This is a genomic window from Streptomyces sp. Ag109_G2-15 (genome assembly GCF_900215565.1).
In the GTDB taxonomy this organism is placed as follows: domain Bacteria; phylum Actinomycetota; class Actinomycetes; order Streptomycetales; family Streptomycetaceae; genus Streptomyces; species Streptomyces diastatochromogenes.
Window position 1 is genome coordinate 6,736,334 of the sequence record NZ_OCNI01000001.1, and the last position, 21,565, is coordinate 6,757,898.

At 73.3% G+C, this 21,565-nt stretch carries 21 protein-coding genes; 8 read left to right on the forward strand and 13 right to left on the reverse strand.

Features of this window, described 5'->3' with window-relative positions; translation table 11 throughout:
* Nucleotides 1-5 precede the first annotated feature (5 nt).
* Nucleotides 6-878, forward strand: a complete 873-nt coding sequence (locus CRP49_RS30320; protein ID WP_097256211.1) for a class II fructose-bisphosphate aldolase — start codon at nt 6-8, stop codon at nt 876-878.
* On the opposite strand, the gene CRP49_RS30325 is transcribed toward CRP49_RS30320, so the two are convergent.
* Nucleotides 865-1,998: a methyltransferase gene (locus CRP49_RS30325; protein ID WP_097256212.1), complete on the reverse strand. Its 1,134-nt coding sequence runs from the start codon at nt 1,996-1,998 to the stop codon at nt 865-867. The genes CRP49_RS30320 and CRP49_RS30325 overlap by 14 nt on opposite strands.
* A gap of 78 nt (nt 1,999-2,076) precedes the next feature.
* Between CRP49_RS30325 and CRP49_RS30330 the strand changes: the two genes are divergently transcribed.
* Both CRP49_RS30330 and CRP49_RS30335 read left to right on the forward strand, forming a co-directional pair.
* Nucleotides 2,077-2,799, forward strand: a complete 723-nt coding sequence (locus CRP49_RS30330; protein WP_097256213.1) for an alpha-ketoglutarate-dependent dioxygenase AlkB — start codon at nt 2,077-2,079, stop codon at nt 2,797-2,799.
* A gap of 48 nt (nt 2,800-2,847) precedes the next feature.
* Complete coding sequence (locus tag CRP49_RS30335; protein WP_097256214.1) at nt 2,848-4,095, forward strand: ROK family protein; 1,248 nt, start codon at nt 2,848-2,850, stop codon at nt 4,093-4,095.
* A 35-nt stretch (nt 4,096-4,130) separates the two neighbouring features.
* Here CRP49_RS30335 and CRP49_RS30340 read toward each other — a convergent pair whose 3' ends face one another.
* The 6 genes from CRP49_RS30340 to CRP49_RS30365 form a co-directional block, all read right to left on the reverse strand.
* Nucleotides 4,131-4,661, reverse strand: coding sequence for an SMI1/KNR4 family protein (locus tag CRP49_RS30340; RefSeq protein ID WP_097256215.1), 531 nt, complete (start codon nt 4,659-4,661; stop codon nt 4,131-4,133).
* 46 nt (nt 4,662-4,707) lie between these two features.
* Nucleotides 4,708-4,890, reverse strand: a complete 183-nt coding sequence (locus CRP49_RS30345; RefSeq protein ID WP_097256216.1) for a DUF1272 domain-containing protein — start codon at nt 4,888-4,890, stop codon at nt 4,708-4,710.
* Between the two features lie 119 nt (nt 4,891-5,009).
* Nucleotides 5,010-5,918, reverse strand: coding sequence for a phosphotriesterase (locus CRP49_RS30350; protein ID WP_097257619.1), 909 nt, complete (start codon nt 5,916-5,918; stop codon nt 5,010-5,012).
* Nucleotides 5,915-6,499: a DUF4865 family protein gene (locus CRP49_RS30355; RefSeq protein WP_097256217.1), complete on the reverse strand. Its 585-nt coding sequence runs from the start codon at nt 6,497-6,499 to the stop codon at nt 5,915-5,917. Before CRP49_RS30355 ends, CRP49_RS30350 begins: the two co-directional genes overlap by 4 nt.
* 41 nt (nt 6,500-6,540) lie before the next feature.
* Nucleotides 6,541-6,930, reverse strand: coding sequence for a cupin domain-containing protein (locus tag CRP49_RS30360; RefSeq protein ID WP_097256218.1), 390 nt, complete (start codon nt 6,928-6,930; stop codon nt 6,541-6,543).
* Between the two features lie 17 nt (nt 6,931-6,947).
* The gene (locus CRP49_RS30365; protein ID WP_244202195.1) at nt 6,948-7,511 is read right to left on the reverse strand and encodes a TetR/AcrR family transcriptional regulator; all 564 of its coding nucleotides are present in this window, start codon (nt 7,509-7,511) and stop codon (nt 6,948-6,950) included.
* A gap of 181 nt (nt 7,512-7,692) precedes the next feature.
* Here CRP49_RS30365 and CRP49_RS30370 point away from each other — a divergent pair, with 181 nt between their 5' ends.
* Genes CRP49_RS30370 through CRP49_RS30380 form a run of 3 tightly spaced genes read left to right on the forward strand, consistent with a single transcriptional unit; the run spans nt 7,693 to nt 11,287 of the window.
* Nucleotides 7,693-7,983, forward strand: coding sequence for an SHOCT domain-containing protein (locus tag CRP49_RS30370; protein WP_097256220.1), 291 nt, complete (start codon nt 7,693-7,695; stop codon nt 7,981-7,983).
* Nucleotides 7,980-8,729 carry an ABC transporter ATP-binding protein gene (locus CRP49_RS30375; protein WP_097256221.1) on the forward strand — a complete coding sequence of 250 codons (750 nt, stop codon included), beginning with the start codon at nt 7,980-7,982 and terminating at the stop codon, nt 8,727-8,729. The genes CRP49_RS30370 and CRP49_RS30375 overlap by 4 nt, the downstream gene beginning before the upstream one ends.
* On the forward strand, nt 8,726-11,287 hold the full coding sequence (locus tag CRP49_RS30380) for an ABC transporter permease (RefSeq protein ID WP_097256222.1): 2,562 nt from the start codon (nt 8,726-8,728) through the stop codon (nt 11,285-11,287). The genes CRP49_RS30375 and CRP49_RS30380 overlap by 4 nt, the downstream gene beginning before the upstream one ends.
* Nucleotides 11,288-11,358: 71 nt before the next feature.
* On the opposite strand, the gene CRP49_RS30385 is transcribed toward CRP49_RS30380, so the two are convergent.
* Both CRP49_RS30385 and CRP49_RS30390 read right to left on the reverse strand, forming a co-directional pair.
* Nucleotides 11,359-11,940: an ATP-binding protein gene (locus tag CRP49_RS30385; protein WP_257033528.1), complete on the reverse strand. Its 582-nt coding sequence runs from the start codon at nt 11,938-11,940 to the stop codon at nt 11,359-11,361.
* A 216-nt stretch (nt 11,941-12,156) separates the two neighbouring features.
* The gene (locus tag CRP49_RS30390) at nt 12,157-12,480 is read right to left on the reverse strand and encodes a hypothetical protein (protein ID WP_094221863.1); all 324 of its coding nucleotides are present in this window, start codon (nt 12,478-12,480) and stop codon (nt 12,157-12,159) included.
* Between the two features lie 383 nt (nt 12,481-12,863).
* Between CRP49_RS30390 and CRP49_RS30395 the strand changes: the two genes are divergently transcribed.
* Complete coding sequence (locus tag CRP49_RS30395) at nt 12,864-13,988, forward strand: PLP-dependent cysteine synthase family protein (RefSeq protein WP_097256224.1); 1,125 nt, start codon at nt 12,864-12,866, stop codon at nt 13,986-13,988.
* Between the two features lie 16 nt (nt 13,989-14,004).
* On the opposite strand, the gene CRP49_RS30400 is transcribed toward CRP49_RS30395, so the two are convergent.
* From CRP49_RS30400 to CRP49_RS30410, 3 genes are all read right to left on the reverse strand, one after another.
* Nucleotides 14,005-14,979, reverse strand: coding sequence for an alpha/beta hydrolase (locus CRP49_RS30400; RefSeq protein WP_257033529.1), 975 nt, complete (start codon nt 14,977-14,979; stop codon nt 14,005-14,007).
* Nucleotides 14,980-15,121: 142 nt separating this feature from the next.
* Nucleotides 15,122-15,586 (reverse strand): SRPBCC family protein, encoded by a 465-nt coding sequence (locus tag CRP49_RS30405; RefSeq protein WP_097256225.1) that lies wholly within the window; start codon nt 15,584-15,586, stop codon nt 15,122-15,124.
* A gap of 59 nt (nt 15,587-15,645) precedes the next feature.
* Nucleotides 15,646-16,476, reverse strand: coding sequence for a DeoR/GlpR family DNA-binding transcription regulator (locus tag CRP49_RS30410; RefSeq protein WP_094221866.1), 831 nt, complete (start codon nt 16,474-16,476; stop codon nt 15,646-15,648).
* Between the two features lie 305 nt (nt 16,477-16,781).
* On the opposite strand from CRP49_RS30410, the gene CRP49_RS30415 reads away from it, so the two are divergent.
* Nucleotides 16,782-19,118, forward strand: coding sequence for a hypothetical protein (locus CRP49_RS30415; RefSeq protein ID WP_373560375.1), 2,337 nt, complete (start codon nt 16,782-16,784; stop codon nt 19,116-19,118).
* Here CRP49_RS30415 and CRP49_RS30420 read toward each other — a convergent pair.
* Nucleotides 19,115-21,553, reverse strand: a complete 2,439-nt coding sequence (locus CRP49_RS30420) for a right-handed parallel beta-helix repeat-containing protein (RefSeq protein WP_097256226.1) — start codon at nt 21,551-21,553, stop codon at nt 19,115-19,117. The two genes, CRP49_RS30415 and CRP49_RS30420, sit on opposite strands and share 4 nt — an antisense overlap.
* Nucleotides 21,554-21,565 lie beyond the last annotated feature (12 nt).

A 21,565-nucleotide genomic window follows, 5' to 3' on the forward strand; every position in this document is an offset into this window, starting at 1 on the left:
AAGCCGTGCCCCTCGCGACCACCGGCGAGCTGATCAGCCGCGCCGCCGAAGCCCGCTCCGCCGTCGCCGCCTTCAACATCATCACCCTGGAACACGTCGAGGCCGTCATCGCCGGCGCCGAGTCCACCGGCGCACCCGTGGTCCTCCAGGTCAGCGAGAACGCCGTCAAGTTCCGCTACGGACGGCTCCTGCCGATCGCCCGCGCGGCCGTCGCCGCCGCCGAACGCGCCGACGTACCCGTCGCGTTGCACCTCGACCATGTGCAGAGCGACGACCTGCTGCGCCAGGCGCACGGCGCCGGGTTCAGCTCGGTGATGTACGACGCCGCCCGCCTGCCCTACGCCGAGAACCTGGCCGCGACCCGGGCCGCCGCCGACTGGGCGCACGCCCAAGGGCTGTGGATCGAGGCGGAGTTGGGGCAGGTCGGCGGCAAGGACGGCCGGCCCGCGCTGGACCCTCACGCACCCGGCGCCCGTACCGATCCCGACCAGGCGCGCGACTTCGTCGCCCGCGCCGAGGTCGACGCCCTCGCCGTGGCCATCGGCAGCGTGCACGCCATGACCACCCGCTCCGCCGCCCTCGACCACGGACTGCTCAAGCGGCTGTCCGCCGCGCTGACTGTCCCGCTGGTCCTGCACGGGTCCTCCGGCGTGCCGGACGACGGCCTGGTCGCCGCCGTCGCGGGCGGCATCGCCAAGGTCAACGTCGGCACCGCCCTGAATGCGGCCATGACCAGCGCCATCCGGGACTTCCTCGCCGCCCACCCGGAGGCCGTCGACTCACGCAAGTACCTCAGCGTGGGCCGGGAGGCGATGGCCCGGGAGGTCGCGCGCATCATCGGCGTCCTGGGCCGAGAGCCCGGTGCTAGCCCCGCTTGACGGCTTTCAGCACCACGAACTTCGGGTCGCTCGCGACCAGCCGGCTGTTCCCGAACAGCCGCTTCAGCTTGACGTGGTACCCCAGGTGCCGGTTGCCGATCACCCACAGCTCGCCGCCGGGGCGCAGCGCACGCTTCGCCCCGGTGAACATCCGCCACGCCGTCGCGTCGGTCGTCGCCTGGTGGGCGTGGAACGGCGGGTTGTTCAGGACGAGGTCCACACTGCCGGGCGCCACCCCGGCCAGCCCGTCCCCGACCCGGAACTCGGCGTGCCCGGGCACCCCGTTGGCCTTGTACGTCGCCTCCGCCGAGGCCACGGCCTGGAACGACTCGTCCACGAACAGCACTTCGGCCTGCGGATCGGCCAGCGCCACCGCCGTACCGACGACGCCGTTGCCGCAGCCGAGGTCCACCACGCGCCCGCCGCCCGTGTGCGGCAGGTGCTGGAGGAAGAACCGGGTGCCGATGTCCAGCCGGTCGGCACAGAAGACGCCCGCGTGGTTGACGACCGTGCGCCCGGAGACCGTACCGATGTCCTCCGGCAGGTCGTAGCCGTACGGCCACGGGTTCGCGGGCCGCTCCAGGGCCGGGTCCGGGGTGCAGAAGATCAGCCGGGCCTTCTGCCGGGCCAGCGAGGTCCGGGTCGGCCCGAGGATCCGCTCGAACAGCTGCAGCGTGGAGGTGTGGATCTCCTTCACCATCCCGGTGCCGACGACCACGGTGTCCGCGTGCACGGCGGGAGCGAGCCGCAGCAGCTGGTCCTCCAGCAGCGCCAGGCTCTTCGGCACGCGCACCAGCAGCACGTCCACCCGCTCCGGCGGCGGGTCCTGGGTGGTGAGCAGGCCCACGGCACCGGGCTCGACGCCGGCCCGCGCCAGGTTCGCCCGGGTCGCCTCCTGGCTCAGGAAGGAGTCGGTGATCTGCGTCGGCCGGTGCCGTGCGAGCGCCGTCGCGAGGGCGCCCCAGCGGTCGCCGACCACCACGACCGCGCCCGTGAGCGGCACCCCCTCCTCGGCCAGGTGCCGCAGCAGGTACGCGTCGGAGGCGTCCCAGGCACGCAGCGGGTCGCGGGGATCCTCGGGGAAGCGGGACAGCTCGAACTCGCCCCACGGAGTCGTCATACGGTCGTTCATCGCCCCCCAGGCTAGCCGAGCCGCAGCTCAGGCCCGGTCGGACGGCGCTCGGGCAGGATGGAGCGCATGGACGTGGAGTTGTTTCCGCGGGAGCGGGCCGAGGTCGCACCGGGCGCCGTGCACGTCCCGCACTGGCTGCCCGCCGAGCGGCAGCGCGCGCTCCTGGCCGCCTGCCGGGACTGGGCACGCCCCCCTGCCGGGCTGCGCACGGTCCACACGCCCGGCGGCGGCACGATGACCGCCCGGCAGGTCTGCCTGGGCTGGCACTGGGGTCCCGTACGCCGGTGCCCGAACTGCGGTCGAGCCGTACGGGAGAATCCCGAGTGCCCTGGCCGGCACTGGTACCCGTACGCCTACGCCCGCACGGTCGTCGACGGCGACGGCGCCCCCGTGAAGCCCTTCCCGGCCTGGCTCGGCGAGCTGGCCCGCGCCGCCGTGGCCGACGCGCTCGGCCCGGAAGCGGTACCGGCGGACCCGTACGACATCGCGCTGATCAACTTCTACGACGGCGAGGCTCGCATGGGCATGCACCGCGACGCCGACGAGAAGTCGGACGCGCCGGTGGTGTCGCTGAGCCTCGGCGACACCTGCGTCTTCCGCTTCGGCAACACGGAGACCCGCACGAAGCCGTACACCGACGTGGAACTGCGCAGCGGCGACCTGTTCGTCTTCGGCGGGCCCTCCCGGCTCGCCCACCACGGCGTGCCCCGCGTGCACCCCGGTACGGGGCCGCCGGAGCTGGGTCTCGCCGGGCGGCTGAACATCACCCTGAGGGTGAGCGGGCTGTAGATCGTGGGACCGGCCACGACAGCTGCGGATCATGGGAGACTCACCCTCATGAGCGGCACGGCGGACCCCCGGAAGGCGGGGGAAGGGACCACCTCGAGGGCGCGGCTGGACCGGGGGCGCGGTGCGCTCGGACCCGCGCTGGAGCTCGTGCACACGGGGCGGGCGCCGACCCGGGCCGTGCTCACCGCCGAACTCGGGGTCACCCGGGCGACGGCCGGGGCGGTGGCAGCCGAGCTGGAGGCGCTCGGGCTGATCCGGGTCGACGCCCGGCCGGGCGCGGCGGCCGGCTCCCAGGGGCGCCCCTCGCACCGGCTGGAGGTCGCCGAGGACGGCCCGGTCGCGCTGGCCGCGCAGGTCCATGCCGACGGGTTCCGGGCCGCGCTGGTCGGCCTCGGCGGGCGGATCGTGGCGACCGCGCCCGGCTGCGAGACCGTCGACGCCGACCCGGCGAAGGTGCTGGGCTCCGTGGTGGAGGCCGGCGCCGAACTCCTCCTTACGACGGGCCGCCGCTGCGTCGGCGCCGGACTGGCCGTCCCCTCCGCCGTCGCCGAACCCGACGGCCTGGCCCTCAACCCCCTCCACCTGGCCTGGCCGGTGGGGGCACCGGTCCGCCGGATCTTCGCCGAGTGCGTCCGCGCCGCGGGCATCACCGGCCCCGCCTTCGCGGGCAACGACGTCAACCTCGCCGCGCTCGCCGAACACCGGCACGGTGCGGGCCGGGGCGCGCGGGACCTGCTGTGCGTGGCCACCGGACACCGGGGCGTCGGCGGGGCCCTGGTCCTCGACGGCCGCCTCCACACGGGCAGTTCGGGCCTGGCCCTGGAGGTCGGCCACCTCACCGTCAACCCGGAGGGCCGCCCCTGCCACTGCGGCAGCCGGGGCTGCCTGGACGTCGAGGCGGACCCGCTGGCCCTTCTCATCGAGGCGGGCCGCGAGCCGGGCCCCGAGGTCTCCCTGCTCCAGCAGGCCAACGACCTGCTCCGCACCCAGTACGCCGACCCGGCCGTCCGCACCGCCGCCGAGGCCCTGATCGACCGCCTCGGCCTGGGCCTCGCCGGCCTGGTCAACATCCTCAACCCCGACCGCATCATTCTCGGCGGCCTGCACCGCACCCTCCTCGACGCCGACCCCGAACGCCTGCGCGCGGTCGTCGCCGACCGCAGCCTGTGGGGCCAGAGCGGCGGCGTCCCCATCCTGCCCTGCACCCTGGACCACAACAGCCTGGTCGGCGCGGCGGAGTTGGCGTGGCAGCCGGTACTGGACGATCCCCTGGGGGCGCTGGTCGGGGTCGCCTAGGGGACGCCCGCGCTGCCTCCGACCGCGCCACCGGTTCACCGGCAGAGCCGGGCCATCTCCTCCTCGAAGCCGCCGAACTCCTCGCGGGCGAGCCCTACCAGCGTCGCGGCCGGTTGCCTGCGTTCGGGCGCGAACCGCTCGGCCACCGCGGTCAGTTCGACGTTCGGGCGGGAGTCGATGCCCGTGTCGTAGGCGTCGATCGCCTCCAAGGGGCCGACGCCGTCGGCCAGGATCCACAGGAGGTCGGACAGGTCACGCGCGACGACGCCGGTCTCGCCCTCGGAGCCGAGGAAGACGACCGGCTGGTCGGCGAGTTCCCGGCCCGGGCGGACCAGCCAGAACGCCGCGTACCCTCCGGTGCCGTCCATGCCGAACACCCGGAAGGCATCGCCGCTCACCTCCTTGTTGCCGGTCCACGACCGGAACCAGTCGGTCGTCTCCTCGGCGGAGACGAACGCGTCGAAGGGCTCGAAGTCGACCCCGTCCCCGTCGTCGTACTCGAACGGCTGGGCAAGGGCCGCGGCGAGCGCGACGGGAAAACGGCGGTCATCATCGGTCGAGGTCATACGCGCAGGTTAGCCAGCGGCACTGACAACGGAACGGGGCCCGGACCTACGACGCCACACGCCGGGGCCGGGCGACCAGATCCCCACCGCAGTTCGGACAGATCTGCCCCATCGCCTCACCGCACGCCACACAGAACGTGCACTCGTACGAGCAGATACGCGCCGGACCGTCCGCGGGCAGCTCGGCGGTCTCACAGCGCTCGCAGCGGTCGCGCATCTCCAGGGCCATGGCAGTCTCACTTCCTCGGGCAGCCGGTCGGCGGTGTACCGACTCCCATCCTCCGGACCGCCGCTGACGCCGAAACCGTCCCGAGGGACAAAGGTCCACACGATCGGGCCACCGGCCGGTCACTTCCAGTCGACCGCGAACGCCCGCCCCGGATGCTCCATGAGAATCCGGTCCACCAGGCCCGCCCCCACCGCCTCCGCCAACCGCGGCCGCACCCGGCGCAGCAGGTACGGCATCCCGGGCCCGCCGTCCACCGACCGGGCCCCGGCGACCACCGTGTCCCCGCCGAGCAGCAGCCGGTCCCCGTACCCGGCCTCCGCAAGGGCCCGGACCGCCTCCGGCATCCGCCAGTCGGTGCCGTGGTGGGCGCGGGACGGCCCGTCGAAGGCCAGCCAGCACCCCGAGGCGGCGGCCTCGCGCTGCACCACCGGGTCGGGGGAGCGGTTGAGGTGCCCGAGGATCACCCGGTGCCCCGGCACACCCAACTCGCCGCACAGCAGGTCGAGTACGTCCAGTGCGCCGGTCCCCAGCTCCAGGTGGACGGCGATCGGCGCACCGGTGGCGCGGTGGGCCTCGGCCGCCGCGGCCATCGTCCAGCGGGCGTGCGCGTCCAGGGCGTGGAAGCCGCCCGCCACCTTGATCAGCCCGGCCCGGACCCCCGAGGTGCCGATGCCCTCCGTCAGCTCGGTGACGAACAGCTCGGACAGTCCGCCGCGCAGCCCGTCGAGCAACTCCGGGGCGTAGTGCGCCGCTTGGTGCAGCCCCGTCGCACAGACCAGGTGCACCCCCGTGGTCCGGGACAGCCCCGGCAGGTCCGTCGTCCGCCGGCCCATGCCGTACGGCGTCCACTGCACGACCGCCCCTCCACCCGCCGACCGGAACGCCGCCAGTTCGGCCCGTGCGGCGGGCACGTCGTCCAGCTCCTGGCCCGGCAACTGCGGGCTGCGCAGGAAGAGATGGTCGTGCGTGTCGCACGCGCCCAACTCCTCGGGGCGGATGTCACCGAGGACCGTACGGACCGTGCTCACCACTGCCGCCCGCGCGGCAGGTCACCCCGCCCGGGCGCCGACAGGTGCAGCACCTCGAACACGTCGCCCTCGGCCTTGGGCGTGTCGTGCGCCCAGAGAGAGAAGTGGACCACCTCCCACGCGCGCGTGTCGACCGCGGCCGCAGCCAGCACCGCCCCGTTCTCCGCGGCCAGCCGCCCGGTCTCGCTCGCCGCGTCCGCCATGAACGCGGCCAACTCCACGCCGTCCGGCACCGGTCGGCGCCGCCGCACGGCATACGCGGCGGAGGAGCCGGCGGCGGCGCCCTCCTCGAAGGCCAGGCCTGTCCACTGACGTATCGCGGGCCGCCCGAAGTCGTCGACAGGTCCCTGGAAGGCGCCTCCCCAGAGGAAGCTGTTCATGCCCTCCATGGTGTTCCAGAGGTAGAACGGCCCGTACTGGTTCACCGGCGAGCCGTGCACCCCGCGTTCGCGCAGCACGTATGTCTTGATGCCGAGGCCGTCCCAGTCGTCCAGGAGATGCGCGACGCGGGCGACGCGGGAGCGGATGACGCCCATGTCGTAGTCCGCGGGGAGGGTGAACTCGTACTGCATGGCGTGCATGTCGCGATTCCCTTCTCAGGTGGGGGAGTTGGTCACGTGTCTCAGGCGGGGTACTCGGTCACGTGCTCGTGCCACTCGGTCGTCGTGCCGTCCGCCGCGGCCTCCACGACCGCCAGGTGGGTCATGAAGGTGCGCGGCGCGGCACCGTGCCAGTGCCACTCGCCCGGCTCGATCCACACCGTGTCGCCCGCACGGATCTCCTCCACGTCACCGCCCTTGCGCTGCACCAGCCCCTCGCCCTCCAGGACGTGCAGCACCTGGCCGTGCGGATGCCGGTGCCAGGCGGTGTGCGCGCCGGGCGCGAAGTGAACGTTGAACAGGCGCAGCCGGGACGGGGCGGCGGGTGCGGCTATCTCGTCCAGCCACACCGAGCCGGTGAAGTTCTCCGCCGGACCCTGCACGCTGTCGGGACGCCGTCTGGTGATGTGCACGGAAATCGGTTCTCCAGTCAGGGAGTTCGGGGTGCGAGCAGGGAGAGCAGGCCACGGACGCCGGCGTCGAACGCGGCGGGGGAGCCGGAGGCACGCGCGAGGACGTAACCGCCCTGCACGGTCGCGAGGACGGCCGCGCCGATCTCCTCGCCGTCCAGGCCTGGCGCGAACTGCCCCTGCCGCTTGCCCTCTTCGACGATCCCGGCGATCCGCGCGCGGATCCACGCGATCGTCTCGTCCACCGGCGCGCGCAGCTCGTCGCTCGCGATCACGTCCGGATCCATGGTCAGCCGGCCGATCGGACAGCCGCGCAGCACATCGCGCTCGCGCAGCAGATACGCCTCGATGCGCTCGTACGGTGTGCCCGGCCCGTCGAGCACGCCCTCGGCGGTCGCCCGCAGCTCCTCGGCGGTCCGCCGGATCGCCGCCAGCGCCAGGTCCGGCTTGCCCTTGAAGTGGTGGTACATGCTGCCCTGGCCGGCTCCCGCGCGCTCCAGGATCGCCTTGGGGCTCGTGCCCACGTAGCCGCGCTCCCACAGCAGCTCGCGGGTGGACTCGATCAGTCGCTCCGAGGTGCTCATGAGAGGACTGTACATACTAGTAGTTACAATCCGCCAGTCCCCAGGGAGCAGCCGCGTTCCCTCGTCGTACTCCCGCAGGGGTACGCGTACTGCCGCCGGCCGCACGACGACCCGCACCCCCTGCCGGAGGGACTCTCGTGGCATCACCCGAAGACCCTGCCGACAAGGGAGTTGAACCGACATGCAGACCCTGGCGAACTGGGACGGCGGACCCGGCCCGTGGATCCTGTTCTTCCCGCTGATCTGGGCGGTCGTCGTGATCGGCGCCGTCACCTTCCTGCGCCGCACCGTCTGGCGCGGCCGCGGCGGTCTTTGGCGGCCCATGGACGGCGCACGCCCGGCGGGCGACTCGCCGCTCGCGGTCCTCGGCCGCCGCTTCGCCTCCGGCGAGATCGACGAGGACGAGTACTGGCGCCGCCTCTCCGTCCTGGAGGAGCAGTTCGGCCGCCTCGGCAAGGGTGGTGCGGCATGACCACGACGACCGAGCTGCGCACGGCGGCCCGCGTCGTGGGCGCGGTGAAGGAGTACGGCCGTGGCGACACCGCCGTACGCGCCCTGGACGGCGTGGACGTCGGCTTCCCCGCCGGCCGCTTCACCGCGATCATGGGCCCCTCGGGCTCCGGCAAGTCCACCCTGATGCACTGCGCGGCCGGCCTCGACACGCTCACCTCGGGGGCCGCCTACATTGGTGACACCGAGCTGGGCGCGCTGGACGACCGCCGTCTCACCCTGCTGCGCCGCGACCGGGTCGGCTTCGTCTTCCAGGCGTTCAACCTGGTGCCGACGCTGACCGTCGCGGAGAACATCACCCTGCCCCTGGACCTCGCCGGACGGCGGGGCGACCGGGAATGGATCGACGCGCTCGTGGACGTCGTCGGGCTCGGCGACCGGCTGCACCACCGGCCCTCCGAGCTGTCCGGCGGACAGCAGCAACGCGTCGCCGTGGCGCGGGCGTTCGCGGGCCGCCCGGACGTGGTCTTCGCCGACGAGCCGACCGGCAACCTCGACTCCCGCTCCGGCGGCGAGGTCCTCGCCCTCCTGGGCCGCGCCGTACGGCAGATGGACCGCACGGTCGTCATGGTCACCCATGACCCGGTGGCCGCCGCCCACGCCGACGAGGTCCTCTTCCTCGCCGACGGGCGGCTGGTCGACCGCATGGCGTCCCCGACCGCCGACAAGGTCCTGGACCGCATGAAGGCCTTCGAGGTGCGGTCATGAACGCATCGCTCCGGCTCAGCCTCACCTCGCTGCGCGCACACCGGCGGCGCTTCGCCGGCACGTTCCTCGCCGTGTTCCTCGGCGTCGCCTTCCTGGCCGGCACCCTGGTCATGGGCGACACGCTGCGCGCGAGCTTCGGCTCCATGTTCGGCGAGGCCACCAGCGGCACGGACGCCGTCGTACGCGGCGCCGACGCCATCACCACACCCGGCGAGGCCCAGGGCGTACGACGGCCCGTCGGCACCTCGCTGGTGCGGACCGTCGAGCGCGTCCCAGGGGTGGCGGCCGCCGCCCCGAACATCCAGGGCGCAGGTCAACTCGTCGGCACCGACGGAAAGCCCGTCGGCGGTCAGGGCCCGCCGACCCTCGCCGGCAACTGGATCACCGACCCGAAGCTCAACCCGTACCAGCTCGCCGAGGGGCGCCTCCCCGCGCGGTCCGGCGAGGTCGTGGTCAACCGGGGAGCCGCGAAGAAGGGCGGCCTGAAGATCGGTGACACCACCACCCTGCGCACCCCGGACCCGGTCAGGGTGACCATCGTCGGCCTCGCGACCTTCGGCGGCCAGGACGGCATGGCCCAGGTGACCTTCACCGGCATGACCCAGGCCGACGCCGAGAAGTACCTCACCGCGCGGCCCGGCCGGGCGGCGAGCATCCAGGTGCGGGCCGGCCCCGGGGTGAGCCAGCGGGAACTGGTCCGGCGGCTGACTCCCGTGCTGCCCAAGGGGGTCGAGGCCATCACCGGCCAGCAGTCGGCGCAGGAGAACAACGACATGATCTCCAGCCAGTTCCTGACCCTCTTCACGACCTTCCTGCTCGTCTTCTCCGGCGTCGCGCTGCTCGTCGCCACGTTCTCCATCCACAACACCTTCGCGATCGTCGTCGCCCAACGCACCCGCGAGAACGCCCTGTTGCGCGCCCTCGGCGCCTCCCGCCGCCAGGTGTCCGCGGCCGCTCTGGCCGAGGCCTGCGGCGTCGCCGTCACGGCCTCGGGTGCCGGGCTCGCGGGCGGCATCGGCATCGCCGCCGGGCTCCAGGCGCTGTTCCCGGCGATCGGATTCCCCTTCCCCGACGGCGACCTGGTGATCAAGACGCTGTCGATGGCCCTGCCGCTCGCCGTGGGCATCGTGGTCTGCCTGGGCTCCGCGCTGCTGCCCGCCGTACGGGCCGGCCGCACCGCCCCGCTGGCCGCGCTGCGCGAGACGGCCGTCGACTCCTCCGGCGCGTCCCGTTTCCGCGCGGTCGCCGGAACAGTCCTCGCCGCGGCGGCTCTCGCGGCGGCCCTCACCGGCGTTCTCGTCTCACCGTCCGTGTGGCTGGCCGGCCTCGGCGCGCTGCTGGCCCTGGTCTCCTTCGTGGTGCTGGGCCCCGTCGCCGCCACCACGGCCGTACGACTCCTCGGCGCACCCCTGGACCGGGTCCGCGGTGTCACCGGCGCCCTCGCCCGGCGCAACGCACTGCGCACCCCGAAGCGGACGGCCGCCACCGCGAGCGCGTTGATGATCGGCGTGGCCGTCGTGTCGCTGTTCACCGTGTTCGGCGCCTCGCTGAAGGCCACCATGGACCGGACGGTGTCCCGGTCCTTCGCGGGCGACGTCGCCGTCAGCACGCCCTCGTTCGGCGCGGGCGGCAGCGGGCTCAGCCCCCGGCTCGCCCCGGCCCTGCAGCGGCTGCCCGAGGTGGACACCGCGGTGGGACTCGGCCGCGGGGTCGCCGAAGTGGACGGCAAGGGGCGGGCGTTGACCGTGACCGACCCGGCCGCACTCGCCCGCACCTTCGACCTCGGCACGGTCACCGGATCCCTGCGCGACCTCGGCACCGACGGCATCGCGCTGACCCGTGCGGAGGCCGACCGCCAAGGTCTGCACACCGGCGACACGGCCCGGCTCACCTTCACCGACGGCAGGACACAGAACTTCACCGTCCGTGCCGTCTACGGCCAGTCCGAACTCGCCGGCGACTACGTCATCACCCGCGCCGCCTGGGCGCCGCACCGCACCCAGGACGCCGACACGCTGATCGCCGTCACCTTCGAGCACGGCGTGAGCGCCGACGCGGGCAAGGCTGCCGTGCGGAAGGCGGCCGCCCGGTACGGCAACCCCGAGGTGCAGACCCGGGAGGAGTACGCGCAGTCCTCGGCCGGCGGGATCGACATGATGCTCACCCTCGTCTACGCCCTGCTCGCCCTCGCGGTGGTCATCGCCCTGCTGGGCATCGCCAACACACTGACCCTCGCGCTCCACGAACGCACCAGGGAACTGGGCCTGCTGCGGGCCGTCGGCCAGACCCGGGCCCAGCTGCGGGCCATGGTCCGCTGGGAGTCGGTCCTCGTCGCCGCATTCGGCACGGCCGGCGGACTCGCGCTCGGCAGCTTCCTGGGCTGGGTCCTGGTCAAGGCCTCCGACGGCGCGAGCGACACCGCGTTCGCCTTCGCACTCCCACCCGCCCGACTCGCCGTGGTCGTCCTGGTCGGCCTGGCGGCAGGTGCCCTCGCGGGCCTGCGCCCGGCCCGTCGAGCGGCCCGCCTGGACGTACTGCGCGCGATCGCCACCGAGTGAGACGCCGTGCGGCGCCGCCCTTCGGAAGTGCGGCGGTAGCCGCCGCGGCAGGTGATCGACTCACCGCCCGGTCAGCCGGGGACAGCCGACCGGGCGGGAGCGGGTGCCGCGGCCGAGGCGTGGGCCACCACGGGGGTCGGAGCAGCGGCGACCGGGGCCGGTGCCGGCTGCACCTCGGTGAGCCGGGGCACCGGCTGCGGCTCGGCCACGGGACGGGGCGAGCGGGCCGGCTGTCGCTGGGCCGTGGACGGCGCCGCGGGCAGCGTGAACCACACGACCTTGCCGTCGTCGCCGTCCGGGCGTGCGCCCCAGCTCTCGCTCATCGCGGCCACCATCGCCAGCCCCCGCCCACAGGTGGCCAGGGGAGAGGCGTCCGTCGTGTCGGCCACCACCGGAAGGCGCGGATCGTGATCGCGCACGGAGACCGTGAGCCGGTCGACCAGCAGTTCCAGCTCGACGGTGCACGACTTGTCGGGCCGGGCATGCCGGTGGACGTTGCTGAGCAGCTCGGTCACACCGAGCGCGGCCCGGTCTATCAACGGGTCCATATGCCAGTAGCGCAACTGTGCAGATACGATTCTGCGGACCTGGCCGATCCGCGACGGCAGGGCTTGGAGCTCCACCGTGCAGTGCCTGCTTGGGTGACTGATCACGGCTGCGACTCCCCGATGTGAGGTCCGGAGGAACCGGAGGAACACGGAGAACAACGGATCCAGCAGGGTGCTTGCGTCCAAACGTCCGCCTGCTGTCGTGGCCGGCGGGCTGGTTCGCAGCGTTATCGCCGGTAAACCCAGAGTGACGTGAGACCAGCGTGACGCAGCGCGTGCACTCCCGCAACTCGCCGCGACCAGACCCAGGTCAGGCCCGGCTCAGCCGCCGCGCCCAGCCGCCCTGCGCACCGCTTCGATGAACCGCCGCGCCGCCGGTGGCCCCGGCTCACCCGGAGCGGGGTCCTGCTCGCCCAGCGTCAGCAGGTACCGGTTGCCGTTGAGGTCCGCCAGCGCCCGGTCCTCCGGGGCGAACCACGGCTTGGAGGCGCGCACCGCCTGCACGGGTGCGCTGTCGATCTCGCTGCCGTAGCTGTTGAGCAACTCCACCCTGCCGTCGCTGATCCGGACCTTTCCGGCCCGGGTGAGCGAACGCATCCGCTTGCCTATCCGCACGCCCGTGGCCGTGAACTCCGGCTCCGCCATCCTTCGCCGCCCCCTTGCGCGTCGCTCGCCGGACCCCGGCCCGCGTGGGTCCGGATCCGGCCCGTGTCCGGTCGTACCGGCTCTGCTGGTCCAGTGCGCCCCTGTTCGTGATCCAGTGTGCGCCCGTGTTCGGGACGATCGTCCCGTCCGGTGCAGTCTGCCCCGATGCGGCCTGGAGCACCAGTACGCACGGGGCGCCTGCGACGGGGGGCCGGAGCACTCGCGCCAATGCGCCCCCGGGGGCCGCGCTGGGGCGTGCCCCAGCCTGTCTTTGGGTGGCTCAAAGATGCGTTTATGCAGGTGGGAAGCGGTGCGGAAGGTGCTTATGATCGAGGTGCCGGCTGCGCGAGGCGCGGTCGGTGCCCAGCCTAAGGAGCCCCGCCGTGAGCACCACCCCACAGACCCGGACCGGCGCCACCCTCGACGTCGACCGCAGCGACGCCGCCTACCGTGACTGGCTGAAAGATGCCGTCCGCAAGGTCCAGGCCGACAACCAGCGCTCGGCCGACACGCACCTGCTCAAGTTCCCGCTGCCCGAGCGGTGGGGCATCGACCTTTACCTGAAGGACGAGTCGACGCACCCCACCGGCAGCCTGAAGCACCGGCTGGCCCGCTCGCTGTTCCTCTACGGTCTGTGCAATGGCTGGATCCGCCCGGGTCGCCCGGTGATCGAGGCGTCCAGCGGCTCGACGGCCGTCTCCGAGGCCTACTTCGCCAAGCTGATCGGCGTGCCCTTCATCGCGGTCATGCCGCGCACGACGAGCGCCGAGAAGTGCCGCCTGATCGAGTTCCACGGCGGACAGTGCCACTTCGTGGACGACTCCCGGAAGATGTACGAGGAGTCCGCCCGCCTCGCGGTGGAGACCGGCGGCCACTACATGGACCAGTTCACCTACGCCGAGCGGGCCACCGACTGGCGCGGCAACAACAACATCGCCGAATCCATCTTCCGTCAGCTGGAGTTGGAGCGGTTCCCGGAGCCGGCCTGGATCGTGGCCACGGCCGGCACCGGCGGCACCTCGGCGACCCTCGCGCGCTACGTCCACTACATGCAGTACGACACCCGCATCTGCGTCGCCGACCCGGACAACTCCTGTTTCTTCGAGGGCTGGACGACCGGTGATCCGCACGTCACCTGCGACTGCGGCTCCCGCATCGAGGGCATCGGCCGGCCGCGCATGGAGCCGAGCTTCGTGCCCGGCGCCATCGACCGGATGATGAAGGTCCCGGACGCGGCCAGCGTGGCCGCCGTACGCGCCCTGGAGCGGGCCATCGGCCGCAAGGCGGGCGGTTCGACGGGCACGGGCCTGTGGAGCGCGCTGAAGATCGTCTCCGAGATGGTGACCGAGGGGCGCACCGGCAGCGTGGTCACCCTGCTGTGCGACCCGGGGGACCGCTACCTCGACAAGTACTACTCGGACACCTGGCTCGAGGAACAGGGCCTGGACATCGCCCCGTACACGGCGGCGATCGAGTCCCTGCTGGCCACGGGCGTGTGGCCGGACTGAGCCGGTCCTTCGCGTCCTACCACTCCGCGGTGCCGAGGGCCTTGCGCAGCACCGCGACGGCCTGGGCCACGGCCGTACGGGCGGCCTGCGTGCCGCTGAGCGGGTTCAGCATCATGAAGTCGTGCGTGATCCCGTCGTAGCGGACCGTCGTGACCGGCACACCGGCGGCCCGGAGCCTGGCCGCGTAGGCCTCGCCCTCGTCGCGGAGTACGTCGGCCTCGTCGACGACCACGTACGCCGGCGGGAGCCCGGCCAGCTGCTCCAGGCTCGCCCGCAGCGGTGAGACGGTGATCGCCGAGCGCTGGGAGGCCTCCGGCAGATAGGCGTCCCAGAACCACTCCATCGACCTGGCGGTGAGGAAGTAGCCCTGGGCGAACTGCCGGTAGGAGGGCGTGTCCATCCCGGCGTCCGTGACGGGGTAGTAGAGCGACTGGTGGACGAAGCGGAAATCGCCGCGCTCCTTGGCCAGCAGAGTCAGGGCCGCGGTCATGTTCCCGCCCACCGAGTCGCCCGCCACCGCCAGCCGGGAGGCGTCGAGCCCGCGCGGGGCGCCGTGGTGGACGATCCACTGGGCGGTCGCGTAACCCTGCTCCAGGGCCACCGGGTACTGGGCCTCGGGCGAGCGTGTGTACTCGACGAAGACGACGGCGGCCCGGGCTCCGACCGCGAGTTCGCGCACCAGCCGGTCGTGGGTGTCCGCGTTGCCGAGGATCCAGCCGCCCCCGTGCATGTACAGCACCACCGGCAGCGGCTCTGCCACCCTCGGCGGCCGTACGATCCGGGCCCGCACGCCGTCGACGTCGAAGGGCACGGTGACCCACTCCTCGTCGACGGGGAGCTTCTCGATCGGTTGCGCCTGGATGTCGTCGAGGAGCCTGCGGGCCTTCTCCACGCCGATCTCGTACAGGAACGGCGGCTGGGAGGTGGCATCGGCCAGTTCCTGGGAGGCGGGCTCCAGAACGACGGCGCCGATGGCGGGCTGGGCAGTCATGACGGAATTCCTCGCGTTCGTCCGGATTGCATGGCCCTCTCCAGCATGGGTGCGGCCCGCTTGGGGCGCATCCGTGGACTGCCGGCCCGGGCGCGGCGAACCGGTCACTCTCCGTGCTGATCGCGAGGTCCGCAGCCGCGCGCTATCCGCCCAGCCGCCGGTCCAGTGCCGTCACGGCGTTCCGGAACGCCGTGCCCACCCCGGGGCGGGCCAGGCGGCACACGAGGCGGAACGCGGCCGTGCCGTCCAGGGCGAAGGCCATCCGGATCCGGGTCCCGGTGTCGGCCGGGGTGAGCCGCCACTCCTCGATCCAGGCACGGGCCCCCGGGGTGTTGGTCACGTCGACGCGGTAGGCGTACACCTCGGGCGCCTTCGCCACCAGCACCGACTCCTGGAAACGGGTGCCGCCCCGGAGCCGTACCTCGCGCCCGCCCTCGGTCGGGCGGGCCGAGGACACCGCCGAGAACCACTCCGGCCAGCCGGGCACGTCCTCGGCGAGCGCGTGGAAGACCGCGTCGGGGGCGGCCGCGATGTCCCGGGTGAACACGAGCCGTACGGGGGCGGTCTCGACGAAGTCGATCTCCATCGGGCGCAGACGGTGAGCCATGGCGACGAACTCCCTCGTGAAGGTGGGGCGTTGCGCCGGGCAGCTTAGCTGACGCTCTGTCAGATGTCCTCGTCCTCTTCCGGTTCGCCCGCCACCACCAGCCGCCGCAGATGCTCGGAGATCTCCGCCCGCGCCTCGGTGGGCAGGCCCGCGTCGGTGACCAGCGTGTCCACCTGCTCCAGCGCGGCGAACGAACTGAGGCCCACCGTGCCCCACTTGGTGTGGTCGGCCACCACCACGACCCGGCGCGCCGACTGCACCAGCCGCCGGTTGGTCTCGGCCTCCGCGAGGTTCGGCGTGGACAGGCCCGCCTCGACCGATATCCCGTGCACCCCGAGGAAGAGCAGGTCGAAGTGGAGGGCGGTGATCGCCTGGTCGGCCACCGGGCCCACCAGTGAATCGGACGGGGTGCGCACCCCGCCGGTCAGCACCACCGTGGCCGCGCCCTGGCGCTGCCCCGAGGTGCGCTGCGCCGAGTGGAAGACGTCCGCGACCCGCACCGAGTTCGTCACCACGGTCAGATCGGGCACCTCCAGCAGGTGCTGCGCGAGCGCGTAGGTCGTCGTACCGCCGGACAGGGCGATCGCCGTACCAGGGGTGACCAGCCGGGCGGCGGCACGCGCGATGTCCTCCTTGGCGGTCAGCTCCAGACCCGACTTGGCCTCGAAGCCCGGCTCATGGGTGCTCGCCTCGACCACCGGGACCGCGCCGCCGTGCACCTTCTCCAGCACGCCCTGGCGGGCCAGCGCATCGAGGTCGCGGCGGACGGTCATGTCCGACACGCCGAGCTTGCGGGTCAGTTCGTTGACCCGCACGCCTCCCCGGCGCCGGACCTCGTCCACGATCAGGGCGCGGCGCTGCTCGGCGAGGAGGTTCTGATTCTCACTCACGTACGCTCCGGTCCTTTCGCCGCAATCCGTCCGACACGCCCGCCGCACCCACTCCGACCTGGACATTCCATCCGTCTTCGGTGTGCGGCGGTCCCATCCTTTCACGGGAGGGTACCGGTTGTGCCACTACCTGTTACGACGCGCTCATGTCATGCGGGCACATCCAGGCATCACGTCTCCCACCCGTCGTCACACGGATCGGGGAGATTCCGTGACGAGAGGTGTACGTCGCCCCGCGAAACGGAGATCCTGATGCGCGCACGAACACATGCCTTGAGGCGCATCACGGGGGAAGTGCGAGAACAGTGGAACGTGCACAGGAACGCATCGCCGCGCGGGAGACGGACCGCTCCGCCGCGCAGGCCACAGAGGCGGAGCCCGAGCTGGAACTCCTGGTGCACGGTGTCGGCGGCACCACCCCGGAGAAGATGCTCGACGACCCGCGCACCGTCCGGATCACCGGCGACGACACCGCCGCGGTCTTCCGGCGCGCCGATCACACCGTGGACGCCCCGGCCGGGCAAGGGCCGCACAGCGAGCCGGTGCAGGAGGCGTACGTCTGGTGCAACCTCACCTCAGGCGACGGCAGCCGCGCCTTATGGCTCCTCTTACTGCCCTTCATGGTGGTCAACCTCGCCCACTGGATGCGCCCCGCCGCCGACGGTCGCGGACGCACCGTGCGGTTCTACGGCCTCCTCGTGCGCCTGGCCGCCCTCACCCTCACGGTGCTGCTGGTGGCCGCGGCCTGCGAGGTCGCCCTCGACCTGGTCGCCTGGCAGTGCGCGGGCGTCGCCGCCTGCGCCCACCGCCACTCCTGGCTGGGCTTCCTCTCACCGGCCGCCACCGATGACGGGTGGTGGAGCCTGCCCGGACGCCGGCTCGCCCTGGCCGCGTCGGTCCCGGCCGCGCTCACCGCCCTGCTCTGGTACCTCTCGCACCGCACCTGGAGCGCGTACGAGTCCCACCGGCCGATGTCCCGCGACCCCGAGCCGGAGACCGACGGCAGCGCCCTCGCCCGGCCCGGCTTCTGGTACGGCCGGCGCCTGGTGGCCCGGCTGCGCGCGGCCCACACCGCGGCGGGCCTGCTCACCGTCGCCGCCGCGGTCGTCACACCCGCGGCCCGCTTCGACCACCGCTCCGGCGGCCCCGCGGCCCTGGACGCCCTCAGCTGGATCCTCGCCGCGGCGCTGCTCGGCTGCGCGGCCGCCGTGGTGGGCGTGGTCTGCCGCCGGGGCCGCAGCGAGAACCGCCTCGACCAGCAGCTCGACCGCCACCTCGTACGCCGCCTGCCGCTCGGCGCCCTCGGCCTGCTCCTGCTCACCGTGCTGTACGCCGGCTGGTCCCGCCCCGGCTGGCGGTCCGCCGGGAGGTTGCCCGGGGACCCGGCCTTCGGCGGCCTCATGCTGGCCCAGGGCCTGCTCGTCGTCGTCCTCGCCGTCGTCGCCCACGACCTGTACCGCCGGCACCCGGACCGGCACGCCGGGATGCGCGGCCTCGGCGGGCCGGCGGTCGCACTGCTCGCCTGCGCGCTCGGCGGTGTGATGTCCGGCGGCGTGGCGCAGCGGGTCGCCGACTGGCTGGACGGCACCCGGGCCCTGCTCGACGGGCCCCCGGTACTGCTGACCTGGCAGGCGTCCGCGATCCCGCCGATCCTCGCGGTGCTGCTCGCCGTCGCCGCCCACCTGGCCCTGCGCACCGCACGGCTCGCCCGCGCCGAACGCGACCGCGTACGCGACGAGCACCCCGGCGAGCCCGAGGACCCGTCCCGCACCCGCGCCATCGCCCAGGCCCGCGCCATGGCCGGCCTCACCGACCGAGCACCGCTGGTCGTCGCCGTACTGGCCGCCACCACCCTGCTGCTCGGCGCCGCCGCACTGGCCGGCGCCCTGGCCACCGGACAGCCCCCGGAAGGCGCGGCCCGGCGGACCTACGACCTCGTCCAGGCCGTGGCCGAGACCTCGCAGACGCTCGGCTCCTGGCTGGTCGGCGTGGGCTTCCTGCTGTTCGTCACCTGGGCCCGGCGCGCCTACCGGGACGCCTCCGCCCGGCGCACCATCGGCATCCTCTGGGATGTCGGAACCTTCTGGCCGCGCGCCGCCCATCCCTTCGCCCCGCCCTGCTACGCCGAGCGCGCGGTGCCGGACCTGACCTGGCGGATGGCGACCTGGACCCGGCACACCGGCGGCCGCCTGGTCCTCTCCGGTCACTCCCAGGGCAGCGTCCTGGCCGCGGCCGCGGCCTGGCAGCTGACCCCGTCCGTACGCAAGCGGGTCGCCCTGCTCACCTACGGCTCCCCGCTGGAGCGCCTGTACGGCCGCTGGTTCCCGGCGCACTTCGGCCCACCGGCCCTGGCCGCCCTGCACGCCGACGTGGCCTGCTGGCGCAACCTCTACCGCCGCACCGACCCCATCGGCGGCCCGGTCCGCCTCCCCGGCGACTGCGGCCCGGAGGTCGACCACGAGCCCCTGAGGGACCCGCTCGCCTACGGCCGCACTCCCCGGCACCCGCTCCCGGCCCCGATCCTCGGCCACTCCGACTACCAGGCGGACCCGGCCTTCGCGCGGGAGAGAGCCCGCCTGCTGGCCCGCCTGCACCCGGACCTCCCGGGGCAGCGCCCGGTACCGGGGGCGCCGGGCTCTTAGGGCAGCTCCGGCAGGTCCTCCGCGTACAGCAGGGTGAGGTCGTCGGTGCTGGGGTCCGCCAGCTGCGCGACGCGGCTCGCATGCCGTTCCACCATCGCCTCGAAGGTCTGGCGCGCCGTACGGCCGTTGCCGAACGCGGGGCCCTTCGGGATCGCCGTGAAGTACTTCAGCAGGGCCTCCGAAGCACCGGGCGCCAGCCGGTACTCGTGCTCGTCGGCCTGCTGCTCCACGATCCGCAGCAGCTCCTCGGGGCCGTAGTCATGGAAGGTGATGGTCCGTGAGAAGCGGGAGGCCACACCGGGGTTGACGGAGAGGAAGCGCTCCATCTCGGCCGTGTAGCCGGCGACGATCACCACCACCGCGTCCCGGTGGTCCTCCATCAGCTTCACCAGCGTGTCGATGGCCTCCTTGCCGAAGTCCCGCCCGGCGTCCTCCGGGGACAGCGCGTAGGCCTCGTCGATGAACAGCACACCGCCGCGTGCCCGTTCGAAGGCCTCCTGGGTGCGGATCGCGGTGGAGCCGATGTGCTCGCCGACCAGGTCGACCCGGGACACCTCGACCAGATGGCCCTTCTCCAGCACCCCGAGGGAGGCGAGGATCTCGCCGTACAGCCGGGCGACCGTCGTCTTGCCCGTACCGGGGGAGCCGGTGAAGACCAGGTGCCGCTTGACCGAGGCCGCCTTCAGACCCGCCTGCTGCCGGCGCCGGCCCACCTCGATCATGTCGGTCAGCGCCCGCACCTCACGCTTGACGCTCTCCAGGCCCACCAGCGCGTCCAGCTCACCGAGCACGGCCTTCGACGTCCGGGCCGGCTGATCCGGCTCGGCCGCGGCGACCAGCGGCTCCTGCTCCGTGGTGCGCTGCCCGGGGATCGCGCCGAGCAGTCCGGGCGAGGGGGAGGAGGTCTGTACGGCCGCCTCGTGGGCCGGCGGTGGCCTCAGGCTGCCGCTCTCGTCGCTGGTGCAGTCCTCCACGACCGGGCCCGTCCCGGCCCCCGCGTCCGGCCCCGCGTCGGCGAACTCGTAACCGCCGCGCGCACAGCGCTCCGTACGGCACTTCCTCAGCGTCGTACGGCAGCCGTCGAGCACATGGAAGCCGTAGCCGCCGCTGCCGCTGACCCGGCAGTTCAGGAAGCTGCCCCGGCCGCCCGCGGACACATAGAATCCCGCCTCGGCCGGGGAGTCGACCGTGCACCGCTCGATGGTCGGGTCGGCGCCCTTGGTGACGATCACACCGGTCTGGGTGCCGTCCAGAGTGCAGTTGTTGAGCGTGCCGCCGCTGCCGTGGTCGCGGAACCAGGCGCCGGTGGCCGCCTCCCGGATCCGGCAGTCGTCGAGCTGCGCGGTCGCGCCGTCGCTCACCGACACGGCCGTGTTGCGCACCTGGGACAGATCGCTGTCCACGACGTCCGCGCGCGAGCCGCGGTCCAGCACGAACAGCGCGTCCGGCACGTCGTGCACCCGGCAGGACTCGAGCACCGCGGTGGCGCCGTCGCTCACCCACACCGCCGGATAGTCGCCGGTGCTGTCGAAGATCTCGCACTGGTTGGCGTCCACCCGGGTGCCCGGGTCCCACACCGACAGACCGTTGCGCCCGAACTGACGGACCGTCGTGCGGGTCAGCGTGAGCACCGAACGGGAGCGCAGATCGACCGCGTTCTCCGGGATGTCGTGGATCCGGCAGTCCGCGAGCGTGAGCACCGCGTCCGTGTCGAGCGTGACACCGTCGGCCGTGGTGCGGTGCACATCGCAGTCGGTCAGGTGCGCCGTGGCCCGCTGGGTGACCTGCACCCCGGAGCCCCGGACCTCGTACACCTCGCAACCGACCGCCTCCAGCGCGGAGTTCTCGCCGGTGGCGGTCAGCCCAGTGCCGGAGGCGTGGTGCACCCGGCACCGCTCCAGGCGGGGATGGCCGCCGCCGCGGACCGCCACGCCCGCCTGCCCGGCCGCGACGACCTCGCACTCCTCGAACACCCCGCCGCCGCCGTCGAGGACGGCGATGCCGATGCCGGCCGGGTTGTCCACGGTGCAGCGCCGTACGGTCGGACGCGCCCCGCCCCGCACCTCGATGCCCGCCGCGGACCGGGTGACGATCCGCACGTCCATCAGCTCGGGCGTGCCCTCCTCCACCAACAGGGCGGGCGCCGCCGCGTCCTGACCCTCCACGTGCAGGTCCTGCACCACCGCGGAGGCCCGCACGGTCAGCGGCACCCCGTCCACGGGCGCGATCCGCACCGAGCCCGGCGATCCCTCCGGCCCGCGCAGGGTCACCGACCGCTGGACGACGAGGTTCTCCCGGTAGGTGCCGGGGGCGATGGTGAGGACGTCACCGTCGGCTGCGGCCTCCAGGGCTGCGGCGAGCGAAGCGTACTCACCCGTGCGGCGCCGCCACCGCGATGTACCGGTGTGCGTCACCTGGACCGTGCCCTGTGCCATGGCGTTGCTGTG